This is a genomic window from Streptomyces sp. P13-3-3 (genome assembly GCF_050571355.1).
Lineage (GTDB): Bacteria > Actinomycetota > Actinomycetes > Streptomycetales > Streptomycetaceae > Streptomyces > Streptomyces althioticus.
Window position 1 is genome coordinate 1,069,693 of sequence record NZ_CP192228.1, and the last position, 13,471, is coordinate 1,083,163.

11 protein-coding genes are annotated in these 13,471 nt (G+C 73.0%); 8 read left to right on the forward strand and 3 right to left on the reverse strand.

All coding sequences use genetic code 11. The features are described 5' to 3' along the window. The first annotated feature begins 34 nt into the window (after positions 1-34). From speB to ACQZOG_RS04940, 5 genes are all read left to right on the forward strand, one after another. The gene (speB, locus tag ACQZOG_RS04920; RefSeq protein ID WP_033274697.1) at positions 35-1,003 is read left to right on the forward strand and encodes an agmatinase; all 969 of its coding nucleotides are present in this window, start codon (positions 35-37) and stop codon (positions 1,001-1,003) included. Beyond that, the gene (locus tag ACQZOG_RS04925) at positions 1,000-2,685 is read left to right on the forward strand and encodes a thiamine pyrophosphate-binding protein (protein WP_430741310.1); all 1,686 of its coding nucleotides are present in this window, start codon (positions 1,000-1,002) and stop codon (positions 2,683-2,685) included. The genes speB and ACQZOG_RS04925 overlap by 4 nt, the downstream gene beginning before the upstream one ends. Positions 2,686-3,607: 922 nt before the next feature. After that, positions 3,608-3,814 (forward strand): hypothetical protein, encoded by a 207-nt coding sequence (locus ACQZOG_RS04930; protein WP_380825845.1) that lies wholly within the window; start codon positions 3,608-3,610, stop codon positions 3,812-3,814. Between the two features lie 205 nt (positions 3,815-4,019). After that, positions 4,020-4,439, forward strand: a complete 420-nt coding sequence (locus ACQZOG_RS04935) for a hypothetical protein (RefSeq protein ID WP_033274695.1) — start codon at positions 4,020-4,022, stop codon at positions 4,437-4,439. After that, complete coding sequence (locus ACQZOG_RS04940) at positions 4,436-6,643, forward strand: tetratricopeptide repeat protein (protein WP_380825848.1); 2,208 nt, start codon at positions 4,436-4,438, stop codon at positions 6,641-6,643. Before ACQZOG_RS04935 ends, ACQZOG_RS04940 begins: the two co-directional genes overlap by 4 nt. Before the next feature lie 26 nt (positions 6,644-6,669). Here the strand turns inward: ACQZOG_RS04940 and ACQZOG_RS04945 are convergent, their stop codons facing one another. Next, the gene (locus tag ACQZOG_RS04945) at positions 6,670-6,891 is read right to left on the reverse strand and encodes a DUF397 domain-containing protein (RefSeq protein ID WP_193468007.1); all 222 of its coding nucleotides are present in this window, start codon (positions 6,889-6,891) and stop codon (positions 6,670-6,672) included. Next, positions 6,884-7,678 (reverse strand): helix-turn-helix domain-containing protein, encoded by a 795-nt coding sequence (locus ACQZOG_RS04950; protein ID WP_430741311.1) that lies wholly within the window; start codon positions 7,676-7,678, stop codon positions 6,884-6,886. Before ACQZOG_RS04950 ends, ACQZOG_RS04945 begins: the two co-directional genes overlap by 8 nt. A gap of 77 nt (positions 7,679-7,755) precedes the next feature. Here ACQZOG_RS04950 and ACQZOG_RS04955 point away from each other — a divergent pair, with 77 nt between their 5' ends. Together ACQZOG_RS04955 and ACQZOG_RS04960 are read left to right on the forward strand one after the other, a co-directional pair. Then, a complete protein-coding gene (locus ACQZOG_RS04955) occupies positions 7,756-8,235 on the forward strand; it encodes a hypothetical protein (RefSeq protein ID WP_261675075.1) in 480 nt (159 codons plus the stop codon). Continuing rightward, the gene (locus ACQZOG_RS04960) at positions 8,232-8,600 is read left to right on the forward strand and encodes a hypothetical protein (protein WP_033274691.1); all 369 of its coding nucleotides are present in this window, start codon (positions 8,232-8,234) and stop codon (positions 8,598-8,600) included. The genes ACQZOG_RS04955 and ACQZOG_RS04960 overlap by 4 nt, the downstream gene beginning before the upstream one ends. Before the next feature lie 60 nt (positions 8,601-8,660). Here the strand turns inward: ACQZOG_RS04960 and ACQZOG_RS04965 are convergent, their stop codons facing one another. Next, the gene (locus tag ACQZOG_RS04965; protein ID WP_033274690.1) at positions 8,661-9,497 is read right to left on the reverse strand and encodes an endonuclease I family protein; all 837 of its coding nucleotides are present in this window, start codon (positions 9,495-9,497) and stop codon (positions 8,661-8,663) included. Positions 9,498-9,712: 215 nt separating this feature from the next. On the opposite strand from ACQZOG_RS04965, the gene ACQZOG_RS04970 reads away from it, so the two are divergent. Continuing rightward, positions 9,713-13,420 carry an ABC transporter ATP-binding protein gene (locus ACQZOG_RS04970; RefSeq protein WP_033274689.1) on the forward strand — a complete coding sequence of 1,236 codons (3,708 nt, stop codon included), beginning with the start codon at positions 9,713-9,715 and terminating at the stop codon, positions 13,418-13,420. Positions 13,421-13,471 lie beyond the last annotated feature (51 nt).

Below are 13,471 nucleotides of genomic sequence, written 5' to 3' on the forward strand. Positions count from 1 at the left end.
ACGCGACGAAGCGTAGGAAAGAGAGCAGTCCTTCATGAGCAGCAACGAGACGCCCCGCGGCCCCGTCGACTCCTCCCGCGTGCCGCGTTACGCGGGCCCCGCGACCTTCGCCCGGCTGCCCCGCCTCGACGAGGTGGGCCGCGCCGACGTCGCCGTCGTGGGCGTGCCGTTCGACTCCGGCGTCTCCTACCGGCCGGGCGCCCGCTTCGGCGGCAACGCCATCCGTGAGGCGTCCCGGCTGCTGCGCCCCTACAACCCCGCGCAGGACGCCTCCCCCTTCGCCCTCGCGCAGGTCGCGGACGGCGGCGACATCGCCGTCAACCCGTTCAACATCAATGAGGCCGTCGAGACGATAGAGGCCGCCGCCGACGACCTCCTCGGCACCGGCGCCCGCCTGATGACCCTCGGCGGCGACCACACCATCGCCCTGCCGCTGCTCCGGAGCGTCGCCAAGAAGCACGGGCCCGTCGCGCTGCTCCACTTCGACGCGCACCTCGACACCTGGGACACCTACTTCGGCGCCGAGTACACGCACGGCACGCCGTTCCGCCGGGCCGTCGAGGAGGGCATCCTCGACACCGAGGCCCTCTCCCACGTCGGCACCCGCGGCCCGCTCTACGGCAAGCAGGACCTCACCGACGACGAGAAGATGGGCTTCGGCATCGTCACCTCCGCGGACGTCTACCGCCGCGGCGCCGACGAGGTCGCCGACCAGCTCCGGCAGCGCATCGGCGACCGCCCGCTGTACATCTCCATCGACATCGACTGTCTCGACCCCGCCCACGCCCCCGGCACCGGCACGCCCGAGGCGGGCGGCATGACCTCCCGCGAGCTGCTGGAGATCCTGCGCGGCCTCGCCTCCTGCAACCTCGTCTCGGCCGACGTCGTCGAGGTGGCGCCCGCCTACGACCACGCCGAGATCACCTCGGTCGCCGCGTCCCACACGGCGTACGAACTGACCACGATCATGTCCCGCCAGATTGCGGAGGCCCGCGCCAAGTGACGCACGACCACGACCTGGAGCTCCGCCCGACCGCCGCGCAGACGGAGGCGGCGCTGAACCCCCCGCCCGGCCGCAACGGCGGAGACCTGGTCGTGGAGACCCTGGCCGGGCTCGGCGCGACCACCGTCTTCGGCCTGCCCGGCCAGCACGCCCTCGGCATGTTCGACGCGCTGCGCCGCTCCGACCTGCGGTACGTCGGTCTGCGCGTGGAGAACAACGCGGGCTTCGCGGCCGACGCCTACGGCCGGATCACCGGCGAGGCGGCCCCGCTGCTGCTGTCCACCGGCCCCGGCGCGCTGACCTCGCTGGCCGCGCTCCAGGAGGCGGCGGCGGCGTCCGCGCCGGTGCTGGCGATCAGCAGCCAGGTGCCGACGGCGGGGCTCGGCGGTGGCCGCCACGGCTATCTGCACGAACTCCCCGACCAGTCCGCCTCGTTCCGGGGCGTCGTCAAGTCCGTGCACACCGTCCGTACGGCCTCCCAGATCCCGTCGGCGATCGCGGCGGCGTGGAAGTCCGCGCTCACCGTCCCGCACGGGCCGGTGTGGGTGGAGATCCCGCAGGACGTGCTCCTCGCGGAGACGGTCCTGCCGGTGGTGACGGCCATGGACGCCACCCCGGACGAGCTGCCCCCGCGCCCCGAACTCACGGCATTGGCAGCGCACTTGCTGTCCGGGGCGGAACGCCCCGCGATCGTCGCGGGCGGGGGAGTGGTCCGCTCGGACGCCTCCGGGAAGCTGCGGCAGCTCGCCGAGCGGATCCAGGCGCCGGTGGTGACCACCCCCGGCGGCAAGGGCGCCTTCCCGTGGACCCACCCGCTGTCGCTCCAGTCCTGGATCGAGGACCGCCACACGACCGACTTCCTGGAGGACGCGGACGTCCTGCTCGTCGTCGGCTCCGGACTCGGTGAACTCTCCTCGAACTACCACACGTTCGCGCCCCGCGGCCGGGTGATCCAGATCGAGGCGGACCTCGGCAAGCTGGAGTCCAACCACCCCGGCATCGGTATCCACGCCGACGCCCGCCTCGCCCTCCAGGCGCTCCTGGAGACCGTCGAGCCGCGCGAGGACGACACCGCCCCGGCGCGGGTGCGGGAGCTGCTGGACCGGGTGCGGGCCCGCATCGACGGGCAGGACCTGGCGCTGGAGCAGCAGGTGCTGACGGCCGTGCGGCGCGCCCTGCCGACCGGTTCGCCGTCCTTCTGGGACATGACAATCCTCGCCTACTGGGCATGGTCCGCCTTCGACGCGATGGGCCCGAACCACCTGCACTCCGCGCAGGGCGCCGGCGGCCTCGGCTACGGCTTCCCCGCCGCCCTCGGCGCGGCGGTCGCCGACCCCACCCGCCCGGTGCTGGCGGTCTCCGGCGACGGCGGCGCGCTGTACTCGATCGCCGAGCTGGCCACGGCCCGCCAGTACGACCTGGACGTCACCTGGCTCATCGTCGACGACGGCGGCTACGGCATCCTGCGCGAGTACATGACGGACGCCTTCGGCGAGCCCACGGCGACGGAGCTGACCCGCCCGGACTACGTGGCCCTGGCGGAGTCCTTCGGCGTCCCGGGCATCCGCACCACCCCGGAAACCCTGGAGGAGGACCTCACCAAGTCCCTCTCCACGCCTGGCCCCTCGGTGGTCGTGCTCCCGGCGGTCCTGAGGATGTTCGCGCCGACGCACCTGGGCTGAGTCGGGCGCGGTGGCACTCTTGCGGCGCCGGGTGCGGGTCGTCTGTGGTTGAGCGCGCAGTTCCCCGCGCCCCTGGGGGGTGGGGGGGGGGGGGGGGGGGGCGCCGCAGCTGCGGGCAGTCGTGCCGCTGGGGCGGCAGGGGTGGGCGCGGTGGCACTCTTGCGGCGCCGGGTGCGGGTCGTCTGTGGTTGAGCGCGCAGTTCCCCGCGCCCCTTGGGGGGCGCCGCAGCTGCGGGCAGTCGTGCCGCTGGGGCGGCAGGGGTGGGCGCGGTGGCACTCTTGCGGCGCCGGGTGCGGGTCGTCTGTGGTTGAGCGCGCAGTTCCCCGCGCCCCTTGGGGGGCGCCGCAGCTGCGGGCAGTCGTGCCGCTGGGGCGGCAGGGGTGGGCGCGGTGGCACTCTTGCGGCGCCGGGTGCGGGTCGTCTGTGGTTGAGCGCGCAGTTCCCCGCGCCCCTTGGGGGGCGCCGCAGCTGCGGGCAGTCGTGCCGCTGGGGCGGCAGGGGTGGGCGCGGTGGCACTCTTGCGGCGCCGGGTGCGGGTCGTCCGTGGTTGAGCGCGCAGTTCCCCGCGCCCCTTGGGGGGCGCCGCAGCTGCGGGCAGTCGTGCCGCTGGGGCGGCAGGGGTGGGCGCGGTGGCACTCTTGCGGCGCCGGGTGCGGGTCGTCCGTGGCTGAGCGCGCAGTTCCCCGCGCCCCTGGGGACGCCGCAGCTGCGGGCAGTAGTGCCTTGCCGGCCTGGGGGGACCCCCAGAGCGGCACGGGTGGGCGCAGCGGCACCCCAGCGGCGCGCCTTGGGAAGACCGTCCCCGGGGCACGCGTACCGGACGCGACCCGGCGGGTGCGTCCGCGCGGGACCCGGGTCGGCGGGGTCAGGACACGCGAGGTCCGGACGGGGCGGCCAGGGTGGGCGGGCGGCCGGCACGCCGTGCTGCACCTGGAGAACGTGATGGGCGAGCTGCACGCGGTGACCATCCGCGACAATCTCGCCTTCCCCTTGAACCGGGTGGCGTGGGCGGACGGCCGTCCCCAGGACACCGAGTCCGCGGGCTACGCGAAGAAGCTGCTGGACCAGCTCGCCTGGTGGGCGAGCACCCTTCGCACGGCCCGGGAGACGGTGCCGTACCCGGCGTGAGGAAGCGGAGGGCGGTGGTGTCCGGTCCGGGCCGGCAGACGCCCGGGCCCACCCCGTAAATCCGCCCGCCGAAGGCGCCCGACCGTGAAGACCGAGGCGGGCCTCAGAAACCCGCCTCGGTCTTCACATGGGTGCTCGGTCGGAAAACCCCGCCCCGGGTGCGGCTCGGGGACCTAGGATCGGGAGCCGGCCATAGGGGGGAACCGTGGATCCGGAGATCGCCGCACTGGCAGGGACGGCGGGTACGACCGTCGTCACGTTGATGGTGACGAACGCCTGGGAATCGGCGAGGGACGGCATGGTCGCCCTGTGGCGCCGCTTCCAGCCCGCCAGAGCCGAAGGCATCGGCGAGGAACTGGAAGCGGGCCGTGCGGACCTGCTCCTCGCGCGCCAGGCCGGTGACGCCGAGTCGGAGGCCGAGCTGACCGTCGAATGGCAGGGCCGCCTACGGCGGTTCCTGCTCGCACGGCCTGAGGCCGCCGAGGAACTGCGGCGCGTTCTGGACGAGCTGACCCCGCAACTGCCCGGGGACACCGCGCCGGAGCAGATCCGCATGGAGGCCCGGGCGTCGGGCAGTGCCCGGATCTACCAGGCCGGACGAGACCAGCACATCACCGACCGATGAGTGCGCCGACGCCGATGGAGGGCCACGCGTCGGACAGCGCCCGGGTCTACCAGACCGGCGGCGACCAGTACATCGAAGAACACGTCCACCACTACGCCCCGGGCGCTGCCCCGCTGTTCGGCCGCCACGTGGTGACCCCTGCCGAACCCAGGCGGGCCGCTCCCGACTCCGTCCGCCTCCCCCTGGTCGGCCGCGCACCCGGCGTCCTGCGCGACCGCACCGACCTCATGGAACGCTTACGAACGGTGGTGGCCGGACCCGGCGGCGACATCCAGGTCCTGCACGGCATGGGCGGCTGTGGCAAGACGGCGGTGGCCCACGCCCTGTTCACCGAGGCCGTGCGGGATCACGGCCGGGTCGGCCTGTGGGTCAACGCCTCCGAAAGGGTGTCGCTGCGCGCGGGCATGCTCGCCGTCGCGGGCGACCGCGGCGCCACGGGCGGCGAACTGGCCGCCGCAGCCGGTGGCCGGCGCGCCGCGGCCGACCTGGTCTGGCACTACCTGGACCACTCGGCGGAACCCTGGCTGCTGGTCCTCGACAACGCCGACGACCCGGCCGTCCTGGAGGAAGGTGCCTGGCTGCGCGCGAGCCCTTCGGGGACGGTGCTGGTGACCACCCGCCACGCGACCTCCCCGCTCTGGCGCGCCCCGGCGGTGAGCAGTCACCGGATCGGTGTCCTGCCCCTGGAGGACGCCACCCAGGTCCTGCGTGACCTGGCCCCGGAGGCGGGTACACCGGAGTCGGCACGGAAGGTGGCCCGGCGATTGGGCTGCCTGCCCCTGGCGCTGACCCTGGCCGGGGCGCACCTGTCCCACCAGTTGCTGGAGTCGTGGACCATGGACGAGTACGACCGGAGGCTGGGCGAGGAGTCGACGGCCCTGGTGGACCGGGGAGCGCCGGCCACCGGCGCGGGGCAGTCCCGCCGCCTGGTGGGCCGTACCTGGCAGCTGTCGCTGGACACCCTGGCCGAGAGCGGTCTGCCGGAGGCGACCACCCTGTTGCGGCTGCTGTCCTTCTGGGCCGCGGATCCTGTCCCGCTGTCGCTGCTGATGCCCGCGGCGCGGGGCACGGTCGCCGGTCCCGGGCACCTCGATCCGCCGCTGCCCCCCGACCGCGTCGAGCCGGCCCTGCGCGCGCTCCTGGACCACTCGCTGGCGGAGCTGGTCGAGACGGACGGGCACCGCTGCGTGCAGGCCCACGGGGTTCTGCTGGACAGCGTCGCCGCGGGCGTGTCCGACGCACAGCGCACCCCCCTGGCGAGCATGGCGGTCGGGCTGCTGCGGGCGGCGCTGCCGCCGGAGGGCGCCACGTCCCCGCGCGGACGTTCCCAGGTGAGGCTCCTGGCACCGCACGTGACCGGCCTGCTGCACCGGGCCCGCCGTTACGGACTGGTGACGGCGGAGTCCGTACGGACCGCCACGCGCGTCGCACGGCTGGTGTACGAGGCGGGGGACTGGACCGCCGCGCTGTCCCTGGCCGACACGGCCGCGAAGACCGCCGCAGAGCACCTGGGGGACGAGGACCCGGCGACCATCGAGGCGCGGACCGGCCAGGGGCCCATCCTGTTCCGGCTCGGCCGGTACGCCGAAGCCGCCGACCTCCTGCGGCCGGTCCACCGGGACGCGCTGCGCATGCTCGGACCCCGGGACACGCGCACGCTGGACGCGGCCTACGAACTGCAGCGGGTGCTGCACCGCCTCGGCGACCTGGACGAGGCCCGGACGCTCCTGGAGGCGGTGCTGGACGGCCGTCGCGACGCACTCGGTGACGACCACGTCGCCACCCTCAAGACCCGCTGCGAGATGCTGGAACTACGACTCGCGCAGGACGAGTTCGACGACTACCTGTCGATCGCCGAGGAACTGGTGGCCGACTGCGGGCAGCATCTCGGCCCCGAGCACCTCGTGACCGTGTGGGCACGCGACGCATGGGCGCGGGGGCTGCTGCGCGCCGGCCGGGGCGCCGAGGCGGAGGACCTCTTCCGCCGCGTGCTCGCCGGACAGCGAGCCGGGTACGGGGACGACCATCCGCTGGTCCTCGGCGTGCTCATCCAGGTCAGCCGCGCCCAGTACGCGCAGGGCAAGCGGGTCGAAGCCGCCGAGAGCGCGCACGAGGTGGCCGAGCAGCGGGCCGCGATCCTGGGCGAGGACCACCCCGAGACGGTCGCGGCCCGGGCCTGGTACGCCGAGGTCGGTCGACCCTGAGCACGGAGAGGATCGCGGGGGATCGGTCAGGCGGAGAGGCTTCCGTCCTTGACCGCGGTCACGAACGACGTCCAGCCGGCCGGCCGGAAGACCAGGGCGGGCCCCTCGGGGGCCTTGGAGTCGCGGACAGGGACACCTATGGGGTGGTCGTCCACGACCTCCAGGCAGCTGCCGCCCTCGCTGCCGCTGTAAGAGGACTTCCGCCAGCCGGTCAACGCGGCAGCGTTCGAGATGATCGGTTCAGCCATGACGTCCGTGATCCTTTGCTGTCGCCTTCAGCAGGGCCAGTGACTCCTTGAGTGGCAGAGCATCGCTCAGTGCGAGATCGTAACGGCCCTGCAGTTCCTGAACCATGGCCGGGGAGTCGTGCACCTTCCCCATGCGGACCCCTTCGCAGTAAGCCACCGGCGGCTGATCGTCGAACCACATCAGCGTCAGCATGCTCTCCAGCAGGGGGTGGAACCCCAAGGAGTGCGGTAGTACGTGCACGCGGACCCGTCGTGACTCCGCCAGCCCGACGATGTGTGTGATCTGCTCGGCCATGATCTCTGGGCCGCCGATCGGCCGGACCAGGACGCTCTGGTCGAGAAGCGCCCACACTACGGGTGACACGGGGTCCTCAAGGATCTTCGCCCGCTCCAGCCGTGTGACAACGAGCCTGTCACATTCCTCTTCACCCAGAGGAGGGTAGGAGGAGCTCAGGACCGCACGTGCGTACCCTTCGGTCTGGAAGATGCCAGGCACGAAGGAGAGAGCGAACTCGCGGATCTCGATCGCCTGCTGTTCGAGAGCGTGAGCCGCTTCGAAGTGCTCGACCACAGCGGTGTCGTCGTGCGGAAGGAAGCTGCTGAGCACATCGCCCGTGTTCAGCGCCCTGTCGAGGCGTCGCGCGTCCTCCTTGGACGGGGTGCGCCGGCCTGCCTCGATGTGCGCGATGTGCGAACGCGTCATGACGGCGGCCGTCGCCAGCTCCTGTTGCGTCAGCCCGGCCGCCTCTCGCTGCGCCTTCAACCACTCCCCATAGATGTTGCTCATCGCCAACTCCCGTGTGACAGATGCTTCGTCACATCCGACCCTCTGGCGAGCCTAGCCCGACCCGTCTCACTCTGTGAGTGGATCGCTACACAGCGATGTCCATGCACCTCTACCTGCCCTCGGGCACGGAAGACCCCCGCGACCGCTACCGACGGCCCGGGGGCATGGCCCTCAACCGCAACGGAGTTGAAGACGTGTTGCACCGTATCGCCTGTCTCCTCGAGCCGCTGCTGCGGCTCCTGTGGCCCGCCTCCGGGCGCCATCGGCACGGGAGCCGGCACCGCGCCGGGGGAGCGGCGTCCACCCCCGAGCCGACCGCCCCCGTCGCACCCGGCCGCCGCCCCTCCCCGTACGAGGCACTCCTCCGCGGCGAGGACTCCCGGCTCGTGCGCCCCTACCTCCTCGCCCATGAACAGCGAGCGCGGGCCAAGCAGCAGCGCGCCCGGCGCCGGACCCTCTGGTTCGCCGTGCACGGCATCGACGTAGGGCCACGTCGTATCCACGGTGTCGACGTCGGCTCCCGCAGGATGCGGGGCAACGAGGTGACCGCCGCGTGATCTACGAGAGCCGAGACGTCGCCGCGACCGCAGTCGCCCGGCCCCGCCTCCTCCCCTGGTCCAACCTCGACGGCAACCCCTGCTACCTCGTCACCGACGACACCGGAACCGGCCGTCTCTCGCGCCTCGCCGACGAGATCGAAGCCGTCCAGCTCGGCATGGCGGACGACCTTCTCGGCCACGCCGTCGAGCTCCTGGGCGACACCAGGGCCACCGCGCCCCAGCTCCGTCACCTCGCCGCCTGCCTGGCCGAGGCGCTCCACGACGTCCACCGCATCGCCCGTAGCAGGGGAGCGCGTCTCCACGTGTCCGACGGTGACGAGGAGGACGCCGACGCCGTCCCGGAAGGGGGCCGGGGCGACTGACCCACCGCTGGGGCGGGCCGGCCGCCCTCTTCGTCTGAGGGAGGCCGGCCGAGGTGACGCCTACCAGATCGACTCGACCCACTCCGGGTGGTCGATGAACGGATTGCGGTTGTGCTGGAACGACTCGTAGATCACGTCGTTGCGGCGCTGCTCGAAGGCGTCCGGCGGGTCCTGCTCGTTCCAGGCCTTGAGTACGTCGAGCTTGCCGATGTACGGCGCGCTGCCGTTGTTCACGCTGCCGTTGGGCTCCAGGTCGGGCCAGCCGTCGGTGCCCTCGTAGCGGACCGCCATGTAGAAGATCATGCGGGCCACGTCGCCCTTGACCGCGTCGCGCGGCTCGAAGGAGTCGGAGTCGGTGAGGCTGCCGCCGCCGTTCGCGACGGCGCTGCCGCCGTTGTCGAAGTCCTTGTTGCCGCGGGCGCTGTTGACCTGCACGTCCGACGGGCGCAGGTGGTGGATGTCGGTGCCGGGGCCGGTGGAGGTGCCGAAGTCGCCGTGGGACTTGGCCCAGACGTGCTCGCGGTTCCAGTCGCCGGTGTTCCCGCCGTTCGCGCTCTTGCTGCGGGAGACGCCGGAGTACAGCAGGATCACGTTCCCGCTGTTCGACGGGTCCTCGTCGGTCTCCTTCAGGGCGTCCCAGACGGCCGAGTACGAGAGCTTCGTCTGGTCGCTGACGATCGAGTTGAGGGCGGACCTGAGGGCCTCGCCGGTCTTGCCCTCGGCGCCCTCGTAGTAGTCGGCCACCGCGGCCACGCGGTCCTGGGCGGCGGGGGCCCCGTGGGCGGGCGCGGAGGCGCCGGCGGTGGCGGGGGTCAGGGCGGGGACGGCGAGTCCGGCGAGGACGGCGGCGCTCGCCAGCGCCACCGCCTTCCGGCGGCGTATGCGTACAGCAGGCATGTGGGGTGTCCGATCTACGCGGGTTGCACAAGGGAGATACCCGAGAGACTGGCATGCACATGCAGTCAAGCGCGTGGAGACAGCGTGTCGATTGCGTGACGAGAATCCGACGTCGCGTAGGGCGGGCGCGTCCGCGGAATTGTTGCGGAGGGATGAAATCCGGTTCGGGCGGCGTTGGAGCCTTCCGGTAGATCAGGACGAGCGAAGGGCACCGCGTGACAGCGCAACGGGGATGGGCACGACGACTGGCCGCCTACGCGTGGCGGCACCCCAGGAACGTCGTCCTGGCCCTCGGCTCCTCCCTCGCGGGCATGGCCGTGATGGCCCTGGTCCCGCTGATCACCAAGGTGATCATCGACGACGTCATCGGCGACAAGACCCGGGACATGGGCACCTGGGCCGGCCTGCTGGTCGGCGCCGCCCTCGCCGTCTACGTCATGACGTACATCCGCCGCTACTACGGCGGACGCCTCGCCCTCGACGTCCAGCACGACCTGCGCACCGAGATGTTCGGGTCGATCGCCCGGCTCGACGGCAGACGCCAGGACGAACTGTCCACCGGACAGGTCGTCGGCCGCGCCACCAGCGACCTCCAGCTCATCCAGGGCCTGCTCTTCATGCTGCCGATGACCATCGGCAACCTGCTGCTGTTCGTGATCTCCCTGGTGATCATGGCGTCGCTGTCCCTGCCGCTCACCGCGATCGCCCTCGCCGTGGCCCCCGCCCTGTGGTGGATCGCCAAGCGCAGCCGCACCCGGCTGCACCCCTCCACCTGGTACGCCCAGGCGCAGGCGGGCGCCGTCGCCGGGGTCGTCGACGGCGCGGTCAGCGGCGTCCGCGTGGTCAAGGGCTTCGGCCAGGAGGACCAGGAGACCGGCAAGCTCCGCGAGGTCGGCCGCCGGCTGTTCGCCGGACGCCTGCGCACCATCAAGCTGAACTCCCGCTACACCCCCGCCCTCCAGTCCGTGCCCGCCCTCGGACAGGTCGCGATGCTCGCCCTCGGCGGCTGGCTCGCCGTGCGCGGCCACATCACGCTGGGCACCTTCGTCGCGTTCTCCACCTACCTCGCCCAGCTCGTCGGCCCCGTCCGGATGCTCGCCGTCGTCCTCACCGTCGCCCAGCAGGCCCGCGCCGGCACCGAACGCGTCCTCGACCTGATCGACACCGAGCCGTCCCTCACCGACGGCACCAGGGAACTGCCGGCCGACGCCCCGGCGACCGTGGAGTTCGACGACGTCGCCTTCGGCTACGACCCCGAGCGGCCGGTCCTCGACGGCCTGTCCTTCGAGATCCGCCCCGGCGAGACCCTCGCCGTGGTCGGCGCCTCCGGCTCCGGCAAGTCCACCGTCTCCCTGCTGCTGCCGCGCTTCTACGACGTCACCCGCGGCGCCGTCCTGGTCGGCGGCCACGACGTCCGCGAGCTGACCACCGCCTCGCTGCGCGCCGCCATCGGCCTGGTCCCGGAGGACTCCTTCCTGTTCTCCGACACGGTCCGCAACAACATCGCGTACGGCCGCCCCGACGCCACCGACGAGCAGATCCGGGCCGCCGCCCGCGCCGCCCAGGCCGACCGCTTCATCGACGAGCTGCCCGACGGCTACGACACCACCGTCGGCGAGCACGGCCTGACCCTCTCCGGCGGACAGCGCCAGCGCGTCGCCCTCGCCCGCGCGATCCTCACCGACCCGCGCCTGCTCGTCCTGGACGACGCGACCTCCGCCGTGGACGCCCGCGTCGAGCACGAGATCCACGAGGCGCTCAAGAGCGTCATGCGCGGCCGCACCACCCTGCTGATCGCCCACCGCCGCTCCACCCTGAACCTCGCCGACCGCATCGCCGTCCTCGAGAACGGCCGCCTCGCCGCCCTCGGCACCCACGACGAGCTCCAGCGGACCTCCCCGCTGTACCGGCGGCTGCTCACGGACCCGGACGAGCTGGGCGCCGTCTCCCCGGGCCACACCCCGCCCGCGGGGCCGCGCGAGGAGGACACCTCCGTGCGCGCCGAGCTGGACGCGGAGTTCGACGCCGAGCGGGGCGTCACCCCCCGCCTGTGGACCGGCGACCGCGAGCCCAGGGACACCGCCCTCGACGGCGCCCCGGCCACTCCGGAACTCCTCGCACAGGTCGCCGCGCTGCCCCCGGCCGACGACGTGCCCGACGTCGACGAGGCCCGCGCCGTGCGCCCCGAGGACTCCTACGGCCTGCGCCGCCTGCTGCAGGGCTTCCGCACGCCCCTGCTGATCAGCCTCGCCCTGGTCGCCGTGGACGCCGGCATGGGCCTGCTGCTGCCGATCCTGATCCGGCACGGCATCGACGAGGGCGTCACCGAGGCCGCCCAGGGCGCGGTCTGGGCCGCCGCCCTGCTCGGCCTGCTCACCGTGCTCACCCAGTGGGCGGCGCAGACCGGTGAGATCCGCATGACCGGACGCACCGGCGAACGCGTCCTGTACACGCTGCGGCTGAAGATCTTCGCCCAGCTCCAGCGGCTCGGCCTCGACTTCTACGAGCGTGAGCTGACCGGCCGGATCATGACCCGGATGACCACGGACGTGGACGCGCTGTCCACGTTCCTCCAGACCGGCCTGGTCACCGCGTTCGTGTCGGTGGTCACCTTCTTCGGCATCATGGTCGCCCTGCTGGTGCTCGACGTCGGCCTCGCCCTCGTCGTCTTCGCCACCCTCCCGCTGCTGATCGTTGCCACGTACTTCTTCCGCCGGGCCAGCGTGAAGGCGTACGAGCTGGCGCGGGAGCGGGTGTCGGTGGTCAACGCCGACCTCCAGGAGTCCGTCGCCGGACTGCGGATCGTCCAGGCGTTCCGCCGCGAGCGGGACGGCGCCCGGCGGTTCGACGAGCGCAGCGCCGCCTACCGCAGCGCCCGTATCCGCGGCCAGTGGCTGATCTCGGTGTACTTCCCCTTCGTGCAGCTGCTGTCCTCGGTCGCCGCCGCGGCGGTGCTCGTGGTCGGCGGCGGCCGGGTCGACGACGGCACGCTGGCGATCGGCTCGCTGGTCGCGTACCTGCTCTACATCGACCTGTTCTTCGCGCCCGTGCAGCAGCTCTCCCAGGTCTTCGACGGCTACCAGCAGGCGTCCGTCTCCCTCGGCCGCATCCAGGAGCTGCTGCGCGAGCCGACCTCCACGAAGCCCCCGGCGAAGCCGCTCCCGGTGACGTCCCTGCGCGGCGAGATCGCCTTCGAGGACGTGCACTTCTCCTACGGCGACGGCGAGGAGGCCCTCACCGCCGTCGACCTGACCGTCCCGGCCGGGCAGACCGTCGCGTTCGTCGGCGAGACCGGCGCCGGCAAGTCGACCCTGGTCAAGCTGGTCGCCCGGTTCTACGACCCCACCTCCGGGCGGGTCACCGTCGACGGCACCGACCTGCGCGACCTGGACCTCACCGCGTACCGGCACCGGCTGGGCGTCGTGCCGCAGGAGGCGTACCTCTTCCCCGGCACCGTCCGCGACGCCATCGCCTACGGCCGTCCCGACGCCACCGACGCCGAGGTGGAGGCCGCGGCCCGCGCGGTCGGCGCGCACGAGATGATCGCCACCCTCGACGGCGGCTACCTCCACGAGGTCGCCGAGCGCGGCCGCAACCTGTCGGCGGGCCAGCGCCAGCTGATCGCGCTCGCCCGCGCCGAACTCGTCGACCCGGACGTGCTGCTGCTCGACGAGGCCACCGCCGCCCTCGACCTCGCCACCGAGGCGCAGGTCAACGCGGCCACCGACCGCATCGCGGGCCGCCGCACCACGCTGGTGGTCGCCCACCGGCTGACCACCGCCGCCCGCGCCGACCGGGTCGTCGTCATGGACCACGGCCGCGTCGCCGAGGACGGCACCCACGAGGAACTGCTGCGCAAGGGCGGCCGCTACGCCGCGCTGTGGCGGACGTTCGTCGGCGAGGACGTCCCCGCACCGGCCTGACCGACCGACCCCGCACCGGCCTGACCGACCGACCCCGCACCGGCCTGATCC